The organism is Streptomyces sp. AM8-1-1 (genome assembly GCF_032229325.1).
Classification (GTDB): Bacteria; Actinomycetota; Actinomycetes; order Streptomycetales; family Streptomycetaceae; genus Streptomyces; species Streptomyces achmelvichensis.
In genome coordinates, this window is sequence record NZ_CP135086.1 from 6,928,654 (window position 1) to 6,946,416 (window position 17,763).

The 17,763-nt window shown below is 70.7% G+C and carries 17 protein-coding genes; 11 read left to right on the plus strand and 6 right to left on the minus strand.

Going from position 1 to position 17,763, the window contains the following annotated elements:
• The first annotated feature begins 10 nt into the window (after positions 1-10).
• From RPQ07_RS30985 to RPQ07_RS30995, 3 genes are all read left to right on the plus strand, one after another.
• Positions 11-466 carry a PH domain-containing protein gene (locus RPQ07_RS30985; protein WP_313947517.1) on the plus strand — a complete coding sequence of 152 codons (456 nt, stop codon included), beginning with the start codon at positions 11-13 and terminating at the stop codon, positions 464-466.
• 202 nt (positions 467-668) lie between these two features.
• Positions 669-2,009, plus strand: a complete 1,341-nt coding sequence (locus RPQ07_RS30990; protein ID WP_313947518.1) for a hemolysin family protein — start codon at positions 669-671, stop codon at positions 2,007-2,009.
• Positions 2,006-3,097, plus strand: coding sequence for a hemolysin family protein (locus RPQ07_RS30995; protein WP_313947519.1), 1,092 nt, complete (start codon positions 2,006-2,008; stop codon positions 3,095-3,097). The genes RPQ07_RS30990 and RPQ07_RS30995 overlap by 4 nt, the downstream gene beginning before the upstream one ends.
• Positions 3,098-3,100: 3 nt before the next feature.
• Here the strand turns inward: RPQ07_RS30995 and RPQ07_RS31000 are convergent, their stop codons facing one another.
• Together RPQ07_RS31000 and RPQ07_RS31005 are read right to left on the minus strand one after the other, a co-directional pair.
• Complete coding sequence (locus RPQ07_RS31000) at positions 3,101-4,993, minus strand: AAA family ATPase (protein WP_313947520.1); 1,893 nt, start codon at positions 4,991-4,993, stop codon at positions 3,101-3,103.
• A gap of 388 nt (positions 4,994-5,381) precedes the next feature.
• Complete coding sequence (locus RPQ07_RS31005) at positions 5,382-6,014, minus strand: hypothetical protein (protein ID WP_313947521.1); 633 nt, start codon at positions 6,012-6,014, stop codon at positions 5,382-5,384.
• 176 nt (positions 6,015-6,190) lie between these two features.
• Between RPQ07_RS31005 and RPQ07_RS31010 the strand changes: the two genes are divergently transcribed.
• The 3 genes from RPQ07_RS31010 (at position 6,191) to RPQ07_RS31020 (ending at position 8,575) form a co-directional block, all read left to right on the plus strand.
• Positions 6,191-7,579: a C39 family peptidase gene (locus tag RPQ07_RS31010; RefSeq protein ID WP_313947522.1), complete on the plus strand. Its 1,389-nt coding sequence runs from the start codon at positions 6,191-6,193 to the stop codon at positions 7,577-7,579.
• Positions 7,580-7,702: 123 nt separating this feature from the next.
• On the plus strand, positions 7,703-7,846 hold the full coding sequence (locus RPQ07_RS31015; protein WP_313947523.1) for an SCO1431 family membrane protein: 144 nt from the start codon (positions 7,703-7,705) through the stop codon (positions 7,844-7,846).
• Between the two features lie 60 nt (positions 7,847-7,906).
• Positions 7,907-8,575 (plus strand): TetR/AcrR family transcriptional regulator, encoded by a 669-nt coding sequence (locus tag RPQ07_RS31020; RefSeq protein WP_313947524.1) that lies wholly within the window; start codon positions 7,907-7,909, stop codon positions 8,573-8,575.
• 111 nt (positions 8,576-8,686) lie between these two features.
• Here the strand turns inward: RPQ07_RS31020 and RPQ07_RS31025 are convergent, their stop codons facing one another.
• Positions 8,687-9,952, minus strand: a complete 1,266-nt coding sequence (locus RPQ07_RS31025) for a glycoside hydrolase family 18 protein (protein WP_313947525.1) — start codon at positions 9,950-9,952, stop codon at positions 8,687-8,689.
• A 340-nt stretch (positions 9,953-10,292) separates the two neighbouring features.
• On the opposite strand from RPQ07_RS31025, the gene RPQ07_RS31030 reads away from it, so the two are divergent.
• A complete protein-coding gene (locus RPQ07_RS31030) occupies positions 10,293-11,465 on the plus strand; it encodes an acyl-CoA dehydrogenase family protein (protein ID WP_313947526.1) in 1,173 nt (390 codons plus the stop codon).
• Positions 11,466-11,589: 124 nt separating this feature from the next.
• On the opposite strand, the gene RPQ07_RS31035 is transcribed toward RPQ07_RS31030, so the two are convergent.
• Together RPQ07_RS31035 and RPQ07_RS31040 are read right to left on the minus strand one after the other, a co-directional pair.
• Positions 11,590-11,886, minus strand: coding sequence for a hypothetical protein (locus RPQ07_RS31035; RefSeq protein WP_313947527.1), 297 nt, complete (start codon positions 11,884-11,886; stop codon positions 11,590-11,592).
• A gap of 345 nt (positions 11,887-12,231) precedes the next feature.
• The gene (locus RPQ07_RS31040; RefSeq protein ID WP_313947528.1) at positions 12,232-12,636 is read right to left on the minus strand and encodes a hypothetical protein; all 405 of its coding nucleotides are present in this window, start codon (positions 12,634-12,636) and stop codon (positions 12,232-12,234) included.
• A 203-nt stretch (positions 12,637-12,839) separates the two neighbouring features.
• Between RPQ07_RS31040 and RPQ07_RS31045 the strand changes: the two genes are divergently transcribed.
• From RPQ07_RS31045 to fxsA, 4 genes are all read left to right on the plus strand, one after another.
• Entirely contained in the window at positions 12,840-13,280 is a 441-nt protein-coding gene (locus RPQ07_RS31045; RefSeq protein WP_313947529.1) for an Lrp/AsnC family transcriptional regulator, read from the plus strand.
• A 9-nt stretch (positions 13,281-13,289) separates the two neighbouring features.
• On the plus strand, positions 13,290-14,930 hold the full coding sequence (locus RPQ07_RS31050) for an amidohydrolase (protein ID WP_313947530.1): 1,641 nt from the start codon (positions 13,290-13,292) through the stop codon (positions 14,928-14,930).
• A 516-nt stretch (positions 14,931-15,446) separates the two neighbouring features.
• Complete coding sequence (locus RPQ07_RS31055; RefSeq protein ID WP_313947531.1) at positions 15,447-16,238, plus strand: polyprenol monophosphomannose synthase; 792 nt, start codon at positions 15,447-15,449, stop codon at positions 16,236-16,238.
• 92 nt (positions 16,239-16,330) lie between these two features.
• Positions 16,331-16,918, plus strand: a complete 588-nt coding sequence (gene fxsA, locus RPQ07_RS31060) for an FxsA family membrane protein (protein ID WP_313947532.1) — start codon at positions 16,331-16,333, stop codon at positions 16,916-16,918.
• Positions 16,919-17,165: 247 nt separating this feature from the next.
• Here fxsA and RPQ07_RS31065 read toward each other — a convergent pair whose 3' ends face one another.
• A complete protein-coding gene (locus RPQ07_RS31065; protein ID WP_003959706.1) occupies positions 17,166-17,540 on the minus strand; it encodes an RNA polymerase-binding protein RbpA in 375 nt (124 codons plus the stop codon).
• Between the last annotated feature and the right edge of the window lie 223 nt (positions 17,541-17,763).

The following is a 17,763-nucleotide window of genomic DNA, read 5'->3' on the forward strand; positions in this document are numbered from 1 at the left end:
GCCCGACACCATGCCCGCTTCCGCGCCCGAAGTCCCCGCGCTGCCGGTCACGTTCCGGCCCACACGCACCCGATTGGTCCTGCTGACCGTGGGCGCGGCGATGTTCGTCGTCATCACCGCCGTCGCCCTGCTGCTGGAGAACCTCAGCGCGGGGGAGCGGAGCAGCTTCGTCTTCACCGCGGTGCTCTTCCTCGGTGTCCTGACATTGCTGAGCCGGCCCAAGGTCGTCGCCGACACGAGCGGGGTCACTGTCGTCAACATCACCCGCACCAGGCGGCTGGAGTGGGCGGAGATCCTGCGTGTCAACCTCCGTCCGGGTGACCCCTGGGTCTTCCTCGATCTGAGTGACGGAACCAGCCTGCCTGTACTGGGCATCCAGCCCGGAATCGCCAAGCAGCACGCGATCCGTGACGCCCGCGCACTGCGGGCGCTGTCGGAGTCCCGCGGCGGCTCGGACGCTCACTGAGCGTTTCGAGCGGCGATGCCCCTGCCGCGTCCGCGGCTTGCTTGTCTACTCTGGTGACGGCGGCGCCGAGCGCGCCCCGTCCCGCCCACCCCCGGCCGTCCGCGGCCCGCGGGACTCTCCACCGACCCGAGGAGTGACTCCCTCCAGCAATGGACGGATCGTCCGGTAGTACCTGCGCCGCCCCCTCCCAGGAGGCGGCGGCATGATCATCCCCTTGTCGCTGCTCACCGCAGCCTTCCTTCTGATCCTCGCCAACGGCTTCTTCGTCGCGGCGGAGTTCGGTCTCGTCACCGTCGACCGGCCCGACGCCGAACGGGCCGCCGCCGAGGGCGACCGCCGGGCCGGCAACGTCGTCCGGGCGCTGCGCGAGCTGTCCTTCCAGCTGTCCGGCACCCAGCTCGGCATCACCATCACCTCGCTCGTCGTCGGCATGCTCGCCGAACCGGCGCTCGCCCAGCTGCTCCACGGGCCGCTGACGGCCACCGGGCTGCCCGCGGGGGCCGTCTCCGGGGCCGCGGTGGTGATCGGCATGCTGCTCGCGTCCGCCGTCCAGATGGTGATCGGCGAGCTGGTCCCCAAGAACTGGGCCGTGTCCCGGCCGCTCCAGGTCGCGCGGTTCGTCGCAGGCCCGCAGCACCTGTTCTCGACCCTCTTCCGCCCGGTCATCACCCTGCTCAACTCGGCCGCCAACCGTCTCGTACGACTGTTCGGTGTCGAGCCGGCCGACGAGCTGGCGTCCGCGCGCACCCCCGGCGAGCTGATGTCCCTGGCCCGCCACTCGGCTCTGGCCGGCGCGCTGGAGCAGGACACCGCGGACCTGTTCGTCCGCACGCTCTCGCTCGGCCATCTCACGGCGCAGCATGTGATGACGCCGCGGGTGAAGATGAGCGCGCTCCAGACCGACGCCACCGCTGCCGACGTCCTCAACCTCACCCGGGCGACCGGGCTTTCACGCTTCCCCGTCTACCGCGAGCGCATCGACGAGATCGTCGGCATGGTGCACCTGAAGGACGCCCTCGCCGTCCCCGCCGACCAGCGCACGCGCATCCCCGTCGACCAGGTCGCCGTCGCGCCGCTGCTGGTCCCCGAGACCCTGCCCGTCCAGCAGCTGCTGGAGCGGCTGCGCAGCGAGCAGCCGATCGCGGTGGTGGTCGACGAGTACGGCGGCACCGCCGGGGTCGTGACCCTGGAGGACATCGTCGAGGAGCTCGTCGGCGAGGTCCGCGACGAGCACGACGCCGAGGCCGACGCCCAGCCCGAACTCGCGCCGGTGGCAGCCGAGGACGGCCGGCCGGCCTGGGAGGCGGACGGCAGCTGCCGGGTGCTCACCCTGCGCCGCATAGGCCTCGATGTGCCCGACGGTCCGTACGAGACCGTGGCCGGACTCGTCGCCGATCTGCTGGGCCGCATCCCCGCCCCCGGGGACCGCGCGGAACTCCCCGGCTGGCGGCTCTCCGTGCGCCAGGTGGAGCGCTACCGCGCCGAGCGGGTGCGCCTCGTGCGCACCGCCGATGTCCCGGTGCTCACGGAGGCAGCGCGATGAGCGTTCTCCAACTGGCCTTCGCCGGACTGCTGGTCCTGGCGAACGGGTTCTTCGTCGGGGCCGAGTTCGCGCTCGTGTCCGTCCGCCGCAGCCAGGTCGAACCCCTCGCGGCGGAGGGTTCGGCCCGGGCCCGGCAGGTGCTGCACGGACTGGAGAATCTGCCGCAGATGATGGCGGCCGCACAGTTCGGCATCACCATCTGCTCGCTGACCCTCGGCGCGGTTGCCGAGCCGACCGTCGCGCATCTGCTGGAGCCGGTCTTCCACGCGGCACACGTTCCCGAGGGCCTGATCCATCCGCTCGGCTTCGTGATCGCGCTCGCCGTGGTGGTCTTCCTGCATCTCGTCATCGGCGAGATGGTGCCCAAGAACCTCGCCATGGCCGCACCGGAGAAGACCGCGCTCTGGCTCAGCCCGGGCCTCGTCGCCTTCGCCCGGCTGTGCCGTCCGGTCACCGCGGCACTCGGCGCCTGTGCCCGGCTGGTGCTGCGTGCCTTCCGGGTCGAGCCGAGGGACGAGGTGGAGTCCGTCTTCACCAGCGACCAGCTGGGCCAGCTGGTCGAGGACTCGGGGCAGGCCGGGCTGCTGGAGCCGGCCGAGCAGGAGCGGCTCGAGGACGCCCTGGAACTGGGCTCCCGCCCGGTGAGCGACGTCCTGATCACCCGCGCGGCCCTCGTGACGGTTCCGCCGTCGGTCACCCCGCGCCGGATCGAGGAACTGACCGTCCGCACCGGCTACTCCCGCTTTCCCGTGAGCGCCGAGGGGCCGGGGCCGTACATGGGCTATCTCCATGTGAAGGACGTCCTCGACCTGGAGGACCGCGAACGGGCCGTGCCCCAGCACATCTGGCGGCCCATGGCGACGCTGCGGGCCGAACTGCCGCTGGACGACGCCCTCACCGTGATGCGCCGGGCCGCCACCCATCTGGCGCAGGTCGCGGACGCGTCGGGACAGGTACTGGGCCTGGTCGCGCTGGAGGACGTGCTGGAGATGCTGGTCGGCGAGGTCCGCGACCCGTCCCACCGGATCACCGTGCCGTCCACGCCCCGGACCACGCCCCCGGCCCGGGACACGGCGCTGGTGGGCTGAGGCTCAGACCGGCGGAGGCTCCTGGGGGCCGCGGTCCCGCGGACCGCGGCCCGACAGGACCTCGCCGTACGCCTGCATGAGGTCGGGCAGCCGCAGCGTGGCCAGGTCCTCGCGGGTCGGCGTGCCGGGGTAGCCGGACAGCCGCAGATCGCGGTACGCGCAGCTCTTCTCGTACAGGGTGCGCAGAAAGCGCCCGTTGCCCAGTTCGTCGATCCAGCTCTGGTCGACCACATGGCCGCTGATGGACCGCAGCTCGTCGACGGCCTCCTCGTCCCACATGTCGCCGTTGTCGGCGGCCAGCACCTGGCCGATCGCCGTCAGCTCCAGCGGTCGGTACGAGGGGAAGTCGACGCGGGTGGTGAAGCGGGACGACAATCCGGGGTTCGTGGCGAGCAGCCGGTCCATGCCCTCGGGATAGCCGGCCAGGATGACCACGAGATGGTCGCGGTTGTCCTCGGCCCGCTTCAGCAGCACCTGAAGAGCCTCGTCGCCGTACGCGTCGCCCTTGCTGTAGCCGGAGTTGGACAGGCTGTACGCCTCGTCCACGAACAGCACACCGCCGAGCGCCGAGTCGATCAGTTCGTTGGCCTTCACCGCCGTCTGGCCGAGGAACTCGCCCACCAGATCGGACCGTTGGGCCTCCACCAGATGATCACCGCCGAGCAGCCCCAGCGCGTAGAAGACCCGGCCGAGGATGCGGGCCACGGTGGTCTTGCCGGTCCCGGAGGGGCCGGAGAAGACGAAGTGGCGCTTCGGAGGCTGTACGGGCAGGCCTTGTCCTGCCCGCAGTCTCGCCATCTTCAGCTGCGCCGACAAGGCGTTGACCTGCCGCTTCACCGGTTCCAGACCCACCATCCGGTCCAGCTCGGCGAGCGCGTCGGCGAGCAGGTCCGGGTCGGTGGGGCCGGCCGGGAAGAGCGGCGGCGCCGGCTGCGCGGGCACCGCCGCCCGGTGGCGGATGGTCTCGGGCGGTGCGGCGGGCACCGAGCCGGGCAGCTGGGTCTGCGGATCGATGCCGATACGGGCGTCGGCGGCAGGGGAGCCTTCGCCCTCCGCCTGTGCGTCCACCGCGTCCTGGCCGTAGCCGGCGAGGGAGACGGCGAGCCCGGCCGAGTCGTCGAAGCCGTCCATCCCGTCGTACTCGGCGATCGCGGCGAGCCGGGCCGAGGTGTCCATGAACGCCGGGTCGATACGGTGCACCGCCCGGTACAGCGGCAGCGCGGCCGCGCTGCGCCCGGTGCCCTCGTGGGCGCGCGCCAGCCAGTACCGCAGCTCCTTGCGCTGCGGCTGCTCGCTGCGGCAGCGCATCAGCGCGGCCGACAGCAGCGGCTCGGCCTGTCCGTACATCTCCAGACGCACCCGGGCCATGCCGCCGAAGAGACCTGCCTCGATGCCCAGCACCGGATCGTTGACCAGCGGCTCGGTGTGGCGCACGAGCTGCTCCCAGTCCTTGACCAGATAGGCGCGGCAGGCGTGCAGAAACCGCACCTGCGGATCGGCGTCGACCGGCGGCAGTCCGGCGAGCGCCCGGTCGAGCTCGGGCACATGGCGGCCGTCGAGCCAGTGGGAGGCGTGCGCCAGCAGGAGATCACGTGGGCTCTCGAGCACGGGCTGGACCCACCAGCCCAGCCAGTACCAGGAGTTGAGGGTGCGGCGGTGCCGGGCGCGCTGCTCGCCGAAGCGTTCGCGGTTGCGGTACATGCGCAGCAACGCGGTCGTGGTGTCGACGCGCAGCGCATGGAGTCCGAGCCAGCCGTCGGCCATCCCGGGGTCGAGCCGCACGGCGCTGCGGAACTCCTCCTCCGCCTGGGGGTAGGCCCCCATGGTGTAGGCGTCCACGCCGCGCACCCAGGCGAGGTCGGCCGGGGCCGGTGCGCCCTGAGTGCCGATGTCCATCAGGTCCCCCACAAAGTGCACCTGTGCTGTGTTTTCCGGGGGGAGCCCCCGGACCCCCCGGCGCCGGGAGGGCGACCGTGGGCAATGCACTGAACCGCCTTGCCGTGGACGGGAATTGACCCCACCGAGGTGCATCGTACCTGCGCAGAGGGGTTGCGCCTAAGGGCACCACAAATGATCCCTTGGCGGTGACCCAGGGTGAGCGAAGGGTGGGGTGACGCGCCGGTGAAGTGGGGGAGAGGGCAGAACGAAGCCCCCGATCACGGGGGAACAACCGGGGGCTTCGCGTCTGCGGCGACTCCGGAAAGCCGCACATTGGAAACGTAAGACCTGTACGCCCCGTCGGTCAAGAAGAGTTGGAGCACTCTTGAGGCGGATTTCCGACTGCTCAGTATGGGGGTGAAATCCGGTGACCCTCTGTGATGATTCCGTTCAATCGTGCTGTCGCAGAAGGCCTCGGCAGCACCTCATATCCCTCGGAACACTCGCGTACCAGGGAATTCGCGAATGAATACGAGGGGTCGGTCAGGAAATGGCGAGTCTCCGCCGTCGTCCAGTCGTCCCAGAAGGCCGAAAGCGCATCCCCGTCCCGCTGACGGCCGCGCTGCCAGGAGCTGTCGGCGTCCTTGTCCATCCAGAACAGCCATGCCAGATGAGGGCGCAGCGCCCGCCGGCCGGCGCCCACGCCCTCGACCAGCACCACCGGAGCCGGTGCGAGTGTCCGCGCCGAGGTGAAGCGGCGGTCGACCCAGTCGTACGGCTCGTAGCGCGCCTCCTCGCCCCGCGAGAGCGGGTCGACGACCTGGCCGAGCATCCGGTCCGTCCAGTCGAAGAACTCCTCGTGGCTCGCCAGATCGTCGAGATGCAGCACCGGCACCCCGCTCCCGAGGGCTTCCGCGAGACGCGCGGCGAAGGTGCTCTTGCCCGATCCGGCGTGGCCGTCCACGGCGATCAGCCGCACCGGCCCGCAGGAAGGCGGCAATGCCCGCAGGGCCAAAGTCAGCTGTTCGAGATCGTCCATCCGGCAACCCTACGAGGGCCCGGTGGAATGCCGCAGGCCACTCCCTCCGCACCGATTCGGAGAACTCCCAAAGGACAAGACCAATATTGGTGGCGCGACGCGATGCCGGGATGCTGGCAGAACTTGGCAGGGACCCGTAATAGTGACCCCACTGCAGGCACCGACTTGGGAGTCCCATGGCCAGAGCCACTTCCCGCAGAACCGTGCTCGGCGCCGCGATCGCGGCAGCGGCGGGAGCGGGCGTCCTGTCCTCGTCGGCCGTCGCGGCCACCGCACCCCGGGCGCGACATGGTGCCGTGCCCGGTCATGCGGCTCGGAAAGGTGCAGGAACGATTCCGTTCGTCGACAACCGGTTCTGGGCGACGTATACCGACTGGCGCAGCGGCACGGCCGCCGGCACCGGGGCGGTCGCCGGCAGCCGTCCCGGCGTCGTGATCGCAGCCCCCGACGGCCGCGTCGACTACACCGACCCGCACACCGGGAAGACCACCGCCTGGGACTACGCCACCTGGACCTCGCCCGTCCACCGCGCCCGGGTGCCCGCGACGGAGCTCGTGGCCTCCTGGAACGCGCACACCCCGGCCGGCACCTGGCTCCAGGTCGACCTGCGCGGCCACTACTCCGACGGCACCATCGGTCCCTGGTTCGTGATGGGCCGCTGGGCGGCGGGCGACGGGGACATCCGGCGGACCTCGGTCGACGGCCAGACCGACGGCAAGGCCTCCATCTGGACCGACACCTTTTCGATCGATGACGCGGCGAGCGGTCTGCGCCTGGCGGCCTACCAGCTGCGGCTCAGGCTCCACCGCAGGCCCGGCACCGGGCTGACGCCCACGGTCTGGCGGCTCGGTGCGATGGCCTCGGACGTTCCCGACCGGTTCACCGTCCCTGCCTCCGCCCCGAAGCTCGCACGCGAGCTGGCCGTGCCGCGCTACTCGCAGAACACGCACGTCGGCCAGTACCCCGAGTACGACAACGGCGGCGAGGCCTGGTGCAGCCCCACCTCCTCGCAGATGATCATCGAGTACTGGGGCCGGAAGCCGTCCCCGGCGGACCTCGCCTGGGTCAACCCGGCCTTCGACGATCCGCAGGTCTGCCACGCGGCCCGTTTCACCTTCGACCACCAGTACAACGGCTGCGGGAACTGGCCGTTCAACGCCGCGTACGCGGCGACCTACCCGGAGATGAACGCGGTCGTCACCCGGCTGTCCTCGCTGGCCGACCTGGAGACGCTGGTACGCGCGGGAATCCCGGCCATAACGTCGCAGTCGTTCCTCAAGGAGGAGCTGACGGGCGCGGGCTACGGCACCGCCGGTCATCTGATGACCGTGATCGGGTTCACAGCCGCGGGCGATGTGATCGCGAACGACCCCGCGTCGCCGGGCAATGCGGCCGTACGCAGGGTCTACCGCCGCCGCGAGTGGGAGAACATCTGGCTGCGGACGAAGCGGTACAACGCGAGCGGGAACGTGTCCTCCGGCACAGGGGGCGTCTGCTACCTCTACTGGCCGGAGCGCCCGACGGCCGCTCAGCGCAAGGCGCTGGAGGCCTTCGGCATCCACTGAGGCGCGGACCGGGCCCCGGGGGCAGTGACGTACGTCTCTACCGTCGGGGCCCCGGTCTTTGGCACTGTGGTCGGGTCACCCGGGGGGACGTACACCTGTCAGCCCGACCGAGCGAGATGCCCCATGACTTCTTCCGCGACCACCGCAGACCGTGTCCGGACCCGCACCGGCGGCCCCGACGAGGACTCGAACCTCCTCGAGCACATTCTCGGCTGGACCCTCGTCGTCGTGTTCGCCATGCTCGTGACCCAGATCGGCCTGATCTAGCCGCTGCGCTGGTCTGCCATACTGCGGGAATCCTGTGGCAGTTGGAGACTAGGGCGCCATTTGAATAATAGTCAACAACGCGGTGCGACCGAACGATCCCAGGTACGCCGCGTTGAACTCATCGCAACCGGGCGGAAGTTGTTCGCCGACACGTCCTATGACGCGCTGTCGATGGACGACATCGCGAAACACGCCGGTGTCGCCAAGGGTTTGATCTACTACTACTTCAAGAGCAAACGCGGCTACTACCTCGCGATCATCGAGGACTCGGTGGCCGATCTCGTCTCCGGCGCGGCGAGCGACACCGAACTGCCGCGCGCCCAGCGGGTGCAGCGCACCGTCGAGGGCTATCTGCGCTACGCCCAGCACCACGAGGCCGCGTTCCGCACCATCGTCACCGGTGGCGTCGGGTTCGACACCGAGGTGCAGTCCATACGCGGGGCGGTGCGCGAGGAACTGATCGCGACCATCGCCGAGGGTGCGTACGGCAGACGCGACATTCCCATGATCGCCCGGCTCGCGCTGCTCGGCTGGCTCAGCAGCGTCGAGCAGATCACCCTCGACTGGCTCGCGCACCAGGAGCTGGAACGGGAGCTCGTCTGCGCCCTGCTGATGCGACAGCTCCGGGCCACCCTCGGCACCATCGAGGAGTTCGAGCCGAAGTGCCCGCAGCCGCCGCGCGAACACGTGCCGCCGCCGTATCCGCAGGACACCGCGGTCCAGGCCTGACCTGGGGCGTTCGGACCTGACGGCGCGGTTCCGGGCCCGACCGGGCGTCCGGAACATGTCAGCGGGGCGGGGAGCCCGACCGGCTCCCCGCCCCGCTGTCCGTCGTCGCCCCTAACTGATGGCCTTGATCAGCTCGCCGTTGGCGGTGTCACCGCTGAGCTCCCAGAAGAAGGTGCCTCCCAGGCCCTGCTGGTTCTTGTAGTTCATCTTGCCGGTGATGGTGGCGGGGGTGTCGTAGCTCCACCACTGGTTGCCGCAGTGCGCGTACGCGGTGCCGGCGACCGTCCCGTTGGCCGGGCACTTGGCCTTCAGTTCCTTGTAGTCGTCGATACCCGCTTCGTACTTGCCGGGCGCGGGTCCCGTCGCCGTCCCGCCGGGCGCCTTCTGGGTCACGCCGGTCCAGCCGCGTCCGTAGAAGCCGATGCCGAGCAGCAGCTTGGAGGCGGGAACGCCGAGGGACTTCAGCTTCTGGATCGCCGCGTCACTGTTGAAGCCCTGCTGCGGGATGCCGCTGTAGGACGTGAGCGGCGAGTGCGGCGCCGTCGGGCCCTGCGCGGCCCAGGCGCCGAAGAAGTCGTACGTCATCGGGTTGTACCAGTCGACGTACTGCGCGGCTCCCGCGTAGTTGGCTGCGTCGATCTTGCCGCCGGACGAGGCGTCCGCGGTGATGGCGGCGGTCACCAGGTTCGACCCGCCGAACTTGGTGCGCAGCGCCGACATCAGGTTCTTGAAGGACTCGCGCCCGCTGGTGTCGCACGTAAGACCGCAGGAGTTGGGGTACTCCCAATCGATGTCGATGCCGTCGAAGACATCGGCCCAGCGCGGGTCCTCGACGAGCTTGTAGCAGGACTCGGCGAAGGCCGCCGGGTTCGCGGCGGCCTGGCCGAAGCCGCCGGACCAGGTCCAGCCGCCGAAGGACCAGAGGATCTTCAGATTCGGATGCAGCTTCTTGAGCTTGCGCAGCTGGTTGAAGCTGCCGCGCAGCGGCTGGTCCCAGGTGTCGGCGACACCGTCCACGCTCTGGGCGGCGGTGTAGGACTTCTCGTAGTCGGCGAACGCGTCGCCGACGGTGCACTTGCCGCCCTGGACGTTGCCGAAGGCGTAGTTGATATGCGTCAGCTTGGCGGCCGACCCCGACGTCTGGATGTTCTTGACGTGGTAGTTGCGGTCGTAGACGCCCCATTCGGTGAAGTACCCGATCACCTTGCTGCCGGCGGCGGCCGGGGCGGCGGCCGTTGTCGACGTCTTCTGCTGCGGGGTGCTCCCGCCCGCGGCTGCGGCATGGGCACCCGTCAGCAGGGTCGCTCCGAGCGCGGCGGTACAGGCGGCGGCGATCAGGGCCCTCAGGCGGGCACGGGGACGGTGTGGACCGGACATCTGGTCTCCTCGTGGGGGAGGCGAACACGTGGGGGGACTGCTGTCGACCGTCTGACTCTTTTGACATGAACGCGGTACGCGTTGCAGGAACGGTAGAAGGACTAGACCATTGGGTCAATGGTTCGGACCAAGTTCCCGTGCAGGGGAGCGGGGGCCGGGCCGGACGGCTCCACCCGTGACGGAAGCCCGCTGATCGGGCATACTCAACCCGCCACAGCCGCCGTCCAGCCCACATCCGTGACCCGGAAAGGCAGCATCGGCCTGGCAGGAAGACCCGGCGGCGCGCACACACCCTTCGCGCGCGACCGCCGCATCGCCCGACAGGGAGGAGAGCGCCGCAATGCCCGACCGCGCCCCGCAGCCGGTGGAACGTCAACTGCCCACCGAGGAGTCCAGGGATCTCATCGCCCTGGTGCGCGACATCATCGAGCGGGAGATCGCTCCACGGGCGGCCGAGGAGGAGGAGGCGGGACACTTCCCCCGCGAGCTCTTCACCCTCCTGTCCGAGTCAGGTCTGCTCGGCCTTCCCTACGACAGCGAATACGGCGGCGGGGACCAGCCGTACGAGGTCTACCTCCAGGTCCTGGAGGAACTCGCCGCCGCCCGGCTCACCGTGGGCCTCGGCGTCAGCGTGCACTCCCTCTCCTGCCACGCACTGGCCGGCTACGGCAGCAAGCAGCAGCAGAGCGACCACCTGCCCGCCATGCTCGGCGGCGGACTGCTCGGCGCCTACTGCCTGTCGGAGCCCTCGTCCGGCTCGGACGCCGCCTCCCTGCGCACCAAGGCCGTCCGCGACGGTGACGACTGGGTGATCACCGGTACGAAGGCCTGGATCACGCACGGCGGGATCGCCGACTTCTGCACCGTGCTCGCCCGGACGGGCGGGGAGGGTGCTCGCGGCATCACGGCCTTCCTGGTGCCGGGCGACGCCGACGGCCTGAACGCGGCCGCGCCCGAGAAGAAGATGGGCATGAAGGGCTCGCCCACCGCCCAGATCAACTTCGACGGCGTCCGGGTCTCCGACGCCCGCCGGATCGGCGACGAGGGGCAGGGCTTCGCGATCGCGCTCTCGGCCCTGGACTCGGGCCGTCTCGGCATCGCCGCGTGCGCCATCGGTGTCGCGCAGGCCGCGCTCGACGAGGCCGTCTCGTACGCCACCGGGCGTCTTCAGTTCGGCCGGCCCATCGCCGACTTCCAGGGGCTGCGCTTCATGCTGGCCGACATGGCCACCCGGATCGAGGCGGGCCGCTCGCTGTATCTGGCGGCCGCCCGGCTGCGGGACGCGGGACGCCCCTTCTCCCGCGAGGCCGCCATGGCGAAGCTCTTCTGCACGGACACGGCGATGAGCGTGACGACCGACGCCGTGCAGGTCCTCGGCGGCTACGGCTACACCCTGGACTTCCCCGTCGAGCGCTACATGCGCGAGGCCAAGGTCCTGCAGATCGTCGAGGGCACCAACCAGATCCAGCGCATGGTCATTGCCCGCCACCTGGCCGGTCCCGAGACCCGCTGAACCGATCGCGCCGCGGACCGCTCCCGGGCGGGCCGCGGCGGCGTCGGGGACGTCGGGCCGGGTCCGCGAGGTCTCGTCCGGTCCGGGCGGACGACGACACCTTGCGGTTACTCCCCGGGCGGCGTCAGCGGATGGAGACGCTGTGGGCCATCTCCGTGTAGTGGGACCGGCCGGGGTACACGATCGCGTCGATGGTCCCCCGGCAGTCGAAGCCGGTCCACACCGTGGCCGTCGCGTCGGTCCTGTTGGTGATCGAGGACGGGAACCAGGTGACCGGGTAGCACCCGCTCGGATTCTCGTACGCGACCCGGTTGATGATCAGTGTGCCCTGCGCCGCGTACGCGGAGTTCGGAACCGCGAGCGTCAGCGTCGCCGCCGTCGCGAGCGCACCGAGCACCGTGGCCGTCCGTCTGCGCGTCATCTGCCTGCTCCTTCCACCGGCAGCGGGCCGCGCCCGAGCGGCCTGCGGGTGGTCCCACGTAAACACGCGGGCGGGGAGCGGACGGACGGAGCGCACAGGCCCGAACCCGTCAAGTGCCGTGTTCCCGCCACTGATTCACCGCGGGTGCCGAAGTGCGGTGCGGCGCGTGCGGCGCGGCAAGGCAACTCTCTTACGTGGCAAAGGAGTTCAGCGTCTTCTCGCGGCCGTGCGGGGGCCGGAGAACGACGGTGCGGTCGACGGGACCCGGCCGTCCGGCCGCGCGCAGCCCGAACTGTCCGTCAGGTGCTGCGCGTTACGACTCCGGCCGGGAACCCCGGAACGACCTCAGACGCGGCGGCGCATGGACGGGATCCGCACCGGACGCGAGCCCGGGCCGCCGACGTGCGAGAAGGGCTGCATCCGCCAGTCCAGGCCCTGAGGCAGTGTCAACAGCAGCGCGGTGTCCTGCTCCTGGACCTCCAGCGATTCGTCCGCGGCGCTCGCCTCCGAGGCGGGCCGGCCGGTGCCGGTGCACACGGTGAGCCCGAACGGGTTCCACGGAGTCGGGCACAGCGCGTGCTCCGGAAGGACGTCCTCGTCGGCCAGCAGTGCGATCGGCTGCACGCAGTCCGGGCAGATCACCCGGTACATCTCGTAGGTGTCGTACGCGTCCAGCTCGTCCATCTCGGCGGGCTCAGCCGGATCAACGGGCTCCGGTTCGGTACGGACGGTGTTCTTGACACTCTGCATGGAGATCTCCCCCTCGGGTGGGCCGACCAGGCACGTGCGGCCTCGACCACAGCAAGCACTTCCCCACGCGCCCGGCAGGTAACCGTGCGGTCACGGCGGAGGCGCCGCCGGGACTGTGGTGTTCGTCACATGGCCCCCGCAGGTGCCCTCGCATGCCTCTTTCGGCTGTGCCGGAAGCCACCTGGGCAATTAGGTTGATCCGCATGGAGGAGCTGGATCGTCAGATCGTGGAGTTGCTCGTCAAGGACGGGCGGATGAGCTACACCGACCTGGGCAAGGCCACCGGCCTGTCCACATCGGCGGTGCACCAGCGCGTCCGCCGTCTCGAACAGCGCGGCGTCATCCGCGGATACGCGGCGGTCGTCGACCCCGAGTCGGTCGGGCTCCCGATCACCGCCTTCATCTCGGTCAAACCGTTCGACCCCAGCGCCCCCGACGACATCGCCGAACGGCTCGCGGACGTACCCGAGATCGAGGCCTGCCACAGCGTCGCCGGGGACGAGAACTACATCCTCAAGGTGCGTGTCTCCACCCCGCACGACCTCGAGCACCTGCTCGCCCGCATCCGCACCCTCTCCGGCGTCTCCACCCGCACCACGGTCGTCCTGTCGACCCCGTACGAGGCACGCCCGCCGCGTATCTAGGCTGGTCCCATGACCGAGAGCACCGCCCCCCGCGCCGAAGACCGCACCGTCCTGCTGCGCGGCGGAGAAGTCCACAGCCCCGCCGACCCCTTCGCCACCGCGATGGTCGTCGAACGAGGCCACATCGCCTGGGTGGGCTCCGAGGGGGCGGCCGACGGCTTCGCCGACGGGGTCGACGAGATCGTCGACCTCGAAGGGGCCCTCGTCACCCCGGCGTTCACCGACGCCCATGTGCACACCACGGCCACCGGCCTCGCGCTCACCGGGCTCGACCTCTCGGGCGCGGCCACCCTCGCCGACGCCCTGCGTCTCGTGCGCGAGCACAGTGCGGCACACCCCGGTGCGGCCGTCCTCCTCGGCCACGGCTGGGACAGCGCCCGCTGGCCCGAACGGCGTCACCCCTCCCGCGCCGAGCTCGACGAGGCGGCCGGCGGCCGCCCGCTCTATCTGCCGCGTATCGACGTCCACTCCGCCGTGGTCACCACCGCGCTGCTCGATCTCGTCCCCTCGGTGACCGGTCTGTCCGGCTACCACCCGGGCGAACCGCTCACGGGCGACGCCCACCACGCCGTGCGGGCCGCCGCCCACGCTGCCATCGCTCCCGCCCAGCGCGAAGCCGCCCAGCGGGCCGCGCTGGACCACGCCGCGTCCCTCGGCATCGGCACCGTGCACGAGTGCGCCGGGCCCGACATCTCGGACGAGGACGACTTCACCGGTCTGCTCGCACTCGCCCGCGGCGGAGCGGTGCCGCGGGTCGTCGGCTACTGGGCAGAACGCGTGGCCGACGAGAAGGACGCCCTGCGCATCAGGGAACTCGGAGCGGCAGGGGCCGCCGGCGATCTGTTCGTCGACGGCTCCCTCGGCTCCCACACCGCCTGCCTCCACACCCCCTATGCCGACGCCGCCCACACCGGAACCCCGCACCTGGACGTCCAGGCCGTCGCCACCCATGTCGCCGCCTGCACCGAGGCCGGGCTTCAGGCCGGCTTCCACGCCATCGGCGACGCCGCTCTCACCACCGTCGTGGACGGCATCCGGGCCGTCGCCGACACGCTCGGCCTCGCCCGCGTCCGCGCCGCCAGGCACCGCGTCGAGCACGCCGAGATGCTGACCCCCGAAACCATCGCCGCCTTCGCCGAGTTCGGCCTCACCGCCTCCGTACAGCCCGCCTTCGACGCGGCCTGGGGCGGCGACGACGGCATGTACGCCGAGCGCCTCGGTGTGGAGCGGGCCCGCACCCTCAACCCGTACGCGGCCCTGCTGCGCGCGGGCGTCCCGCTCGCCCTCGGCTCCGACGCCCCCGTCACGCCGCTCGACCCCTGGGGCACCATCCGCGCCGCGGCCTTCCACCGCACCGCCGAGCACCGGGTGTCCGTACGGGCCGCCTTCACCGCCCACACCCGGGGCGGCTGGCGGGCCGTGGGGCGCGACGACGCGGGTGTCCTGGTCCCCGGGGCACCGGCCGACTACGCCCTGTGGCACACCGGCGAACTGATCGTCCAGGCGCCCGACGACCGCGTCGCCCGCTGGTCGACGGACCCGCGCTCCGGCACTCCGGGCCTGCCCGACCTCACCCCGGGCACCGAGCTGCCGGTCTGTCTGCGAACGGTGGTATCCGGACAAACGATCTTTGAGCGGCCGAAAGAGTGACGTCCGGACATTTCGTACCGCCGACCGGTGCGTTCGAGGTTCGGCCACGACCTGCGGATCTTCGGCTCCGACCTGCGGAATTGCGCAAATCGCGCAGATCGCACGACTGTTGACACGGAGCGCCCACCGGCCGGTAGGTTCGGCCGAGTCCACCACAGGACGTCCGACCGGAGAACTTCCCCCCAGTCGTCGAACGCCGCTGGGCCATGGGGCAGAGCACCGCACCGGTGCACTGCCACTGGGAGCCAGGTCCAGCGCCCGCGCCTCGGGGGCGAGGGAAGGTTTCAGCCGGCCGGCAGGTGCGACCCGGGTAGGGCCCGGCGTTCAGTAGACAACGGCTCTCGGTCGACCCGCAGCCAGCGGGTCCCAGGTCGGCCCGAAGGACGCCGGGCCCTGATCCGCACCCGCTGTCTCTCCCCGCCGCACGGCCCACGACACCCCAGGTCCGTGCCGCCGCAGGCTCGCGCCGCACGATCGCTATGGTGGGGCTCTGTGCACGGACATTAAGGGGCAGTAGTGAACGACGGCGCTGGGTCTACCCAAGGCGAAGCCCAGGGGAGGCGGTACGAACCACTCGGCAGATCCTTGGTGATCATCCCGACCTACAACGAGGCCGAGAACATCAAGACGATCGTCTCCCGGGTGCGCGAGGCAGTGCCCGACGTGGACATCCTCGTCGCCGATGACAACAGCCCCGACGGCACCGGCAAGATCGCGGACGAACTCTCGGGCCACGACGAGCAGGTGCATGTCCTGCACCGCAAGGGCAAGGAAGGCCTCGGCGCCGCCTACCTCGCCGGCTTCGCCTGGGGCATGGAGCACGGCTACGGCGTGCTGATCGAGATGGACGCCGACGGCTCGCACCAGCCCGAGGAACTGCCCCGGCTGCTGACCGCGCTCAAGGGCGCCGATCTGGTGCTCGGTTCGCGCTGGGTGCCCGGCGGCCGGGTCGTCAACTGGCCCAAGTACCGCGAGTTCCTGTCCCGCGGCGGCAGCACCTACTCCCGCCTTCTCCTCGGCGTCCCGATCCGCGACGTCACGGGCGGCTTCCGCGCCTTCAGGGCCGAGACGCTGAAGGGGCTCGGACTCGGCGAGGTCGCCTCCCAGGGCTACTGCTTCCAGGTGGATCTCGCCCGCCGTGCGGTGGCCGAGGGCTACCACGTGGTCGAGGTGCCCATCACGTTCGTCGAGCGGGAGCTCGGCGACTCCAAGATGAACCGCGACATCGTGGTCGAGGCGCTGTGGCGCGTCACCGCGTGGGGCGTCGGCGACCGGACCAATCGTCTCCTCGGCCGTAAATCCTCGTAGCGGCGACGGCCCGATGACCCGCCCGTCCGGACCGCGATCTTCTTGATCACCCGCTTACGCCACTCCGGCGGGCTCCCAGGCACACTGGGAGCATGACGACCGGCGCTATGCCCCCTACAGCCCCCAAGCGCTCACGCGCCCGCAATCTGGTTCCCCTCGCCGTTGCCGCCTGGCTGGTGCTCGAGATCTGGCTGCTGACCCTGGTCGCCGGGGCGGCCGGGGGATGGACCGTCCTCGCCCTGCTGATCGCCGCCGGCATCGTCGGCGGCGCCGTGGTGAAGCGCGCCGGCCGGCGGGCCTTCCGCAATCTCACCGAGACCGTGCAGAGGCAGCAGAACGGCCAGGCGCCGCCCCCGGAGAGCGGCAGCACCGGCAACGGCTTCCTGATGCTCGGCGGACTGCTGATCATGCTGCCCGGCCTGATCTCCGACGTGGTGGGCCTGGTCCTGCTGGTGCCGCCCGTCCGCTCGTACCTCGGGCGCCGCGCGGAGCGGTCCCTCGAGCGCCGTATGCGGGCAGCGGGACCCGGCAGCCTGGGAGACGCCTTCCAGCAGGCCCGTATGCACCGCCCCGACGGCAAGATCGTGCAGGGTGAGGTCATCCGCCAGGACGCGGGGCATTCGGCGGGCGGACACGAGGGCGAGCGTGGCGATCGCCCGAGGCCGCCGCTCACGCCCTGAGCGGCACCTGGTGAGGGGCGACGGGTTCGCAAGCGGCGTGTGCGTGCGGCCGCGGCCGGGTGCACGCCCGCTGCGAGCCTGAGCCGCGCCTCTCCGGACCCGCACCGAGTGGCCCGCCTCGGACCCGAAGACAGCAGAGCCGCGGGCCGTCTCACCTGGTCGGTGAGACGGCCCGCGGCTCTTGTCGTGCGTCATGCTGTTGTAGGTGGCGCCAGATGGTGCGATGCGGTGTACGCGGTCAGGCGGATCAGGCAGACTTCCGGCTGTCCCGCGGGTGCACGGCGATGTTCATGGCACCGGAGCGCAGGACGGCCAGCCTCTCGGCCAGCACCTCCTCCAGCTCCTCGCGGGTACGCCGCTCCATGAGCATGTCCCAGTGCGTTCGCGCCGGCTTGCCCTTCTTCTCCTCGGGGCCATCCCCGTCGACCAGGAGTGCCTGGGCGCCGCACGCCTTGCACTCCCACTCCGGCGGAATTTCCGCCTCGACCGAGAACGGCATCTCAAACCGATGTCCGTTCTGGCATGCGTACTCCACCGCCTGGCGCGGGGCCAGATCGATGCCGCGGTCCGTCTCGTAGCTGGTAACCACGAGGCGCGTGCCGCGGAGAGCTCGCTCACTCATGAATCGTGCCTCCCGGGCTTGTCGCCCACAGGACAGGTGTCGCTGTCGTCGTCATCCGGTCAACGTCCGGTCGGCGGTAAAGATTCCCGTTCCGGGTCATGCGTCGCCCGTCGTGCCGCTGGTATCCCATTGGTTGGGGTACCCACCAGTGCCCGGTTTGTCACATCTGACAGGAAGTGTCACCCAGTGATTTCACTTCTTCAGCTCGCAGTAACGGTCCACC

What these genes read in the sequence shown, in the direction of transcription:
- RPQ07_RS31015 (WP_313947523.1), top strand. Translation starts at nt 7,703, where the DNA reads ATGACTTCTTCCGCGACCACCGCAGACCGTGTCCGGACCCGCACCGGC.
- RPQ07_RS31005 (WP_313947521.1), bottom strand. Translation starts at nt 6,014, where the DNA reads ATGGACGATCTCGAACAGCTGACTTTGGCCCTGCGGGCATTGCCGCCT.
- RPQ07_RS31000 (WP_313947520.1), bottom strand. Translation starts at nt 4,993, where the DNA reads ATGGACATCGGCACTCAGGGCGCACCGGCCCCGGCCGACCTCGCCTGG.
- RPQ07_RS31030 (WP_313947526.1), top strand. Translation starts at nt 10,293, where the DNA reads ATGCCCGACCGCGCCCCGCAGCCGGTGGAACGTCAACTGCCCACCGAG.
- RPQ07_RS31050 (WP_313947530.1), top strand. Translation starts at nt 13,290, where the DNA reads ATGACCGAGAGCACCGCCCCCCGCGCCGAAGACCGCACCGTCCTGCTG.
- fxsA (WP_313947532.1), top strand. Translation starts at nt 16,331, where the DNA reads ATGACGACCGGCGCTATGCCCCCTACAGCCCCCAAGCGCTCACGCGCC.
- RPQ07_RS31035 (WP_313947527.1), bottom strand. Translation starts at nt 11,886, where the DNA reads ATGACGCGCAGACGGACGGCCACGGTGCTCGGTGCGCTCGCGACGGCG.
- RPQ07_RS30995 (WP_313947519.1), top strand. Translation starts at nt 2,006, where the DNA reads ATGAGCGTTCTCCAACTGGCCTTCGCCGGACTGCTGGTCCTGGCGAAC.
- RPQ07_RS31010 (WP_313947522.1), top strand. Translation starts at nt 6,191, where the DNA reads ATGGCCAGAGCCACTTCCCGCAGAACCGTGCTCGGCGCCGCGATCGCG.
- RPQ07_RS30990 (WP_313947518.1), top strand. Translation starts at nt 669, where the DNA reads ATGATCATCCCCTTGTCGCTGCTCACCGCAGCCTTCCTTCTGATCCTC.
- RPQ07_RS30985 (WP_313947517.1), top strand. Translation starts at nt 11, where the DNA reads ATGCCCGCTTCCGCGCCCGAAGTCCCCGCGCTGCCGGTCACGTTCCGG.
- RPQ07_RS31025 (WP_313947525.1), bottom strand. Translation starts at nt 9,952, where the DNA reads ATGTCCGGTCCACACCGTCCCCGTGCCCGCCTGAGGGCCCTGATCGCC.
- RPQ07_RS31040 (WP_313947528.1), bottom strand. Translation starts at nt 12,636, where the DNA reads ATGCAGAGTGTCAAGAACACCGTCCGTACCGAACCGGAGCCCGTTGAT.
- RPQ07_RS31045 (WP_313947529.1), top strand. Translation starts at nt 12,840, where the DNA reads ATGGAGGAGCTGGATCGTCAGATCGTGGAGTTGCTCGTCAAGGACGGG.
- RPQ07_RS31065 (WP_003959706.1), bottom strand. Translation starts at nt 17,540, where the DNA reads ATGAGTGAGCGAGCTCTCCGCGGCACGCGCCTCGTGGTTACCAGCTAC.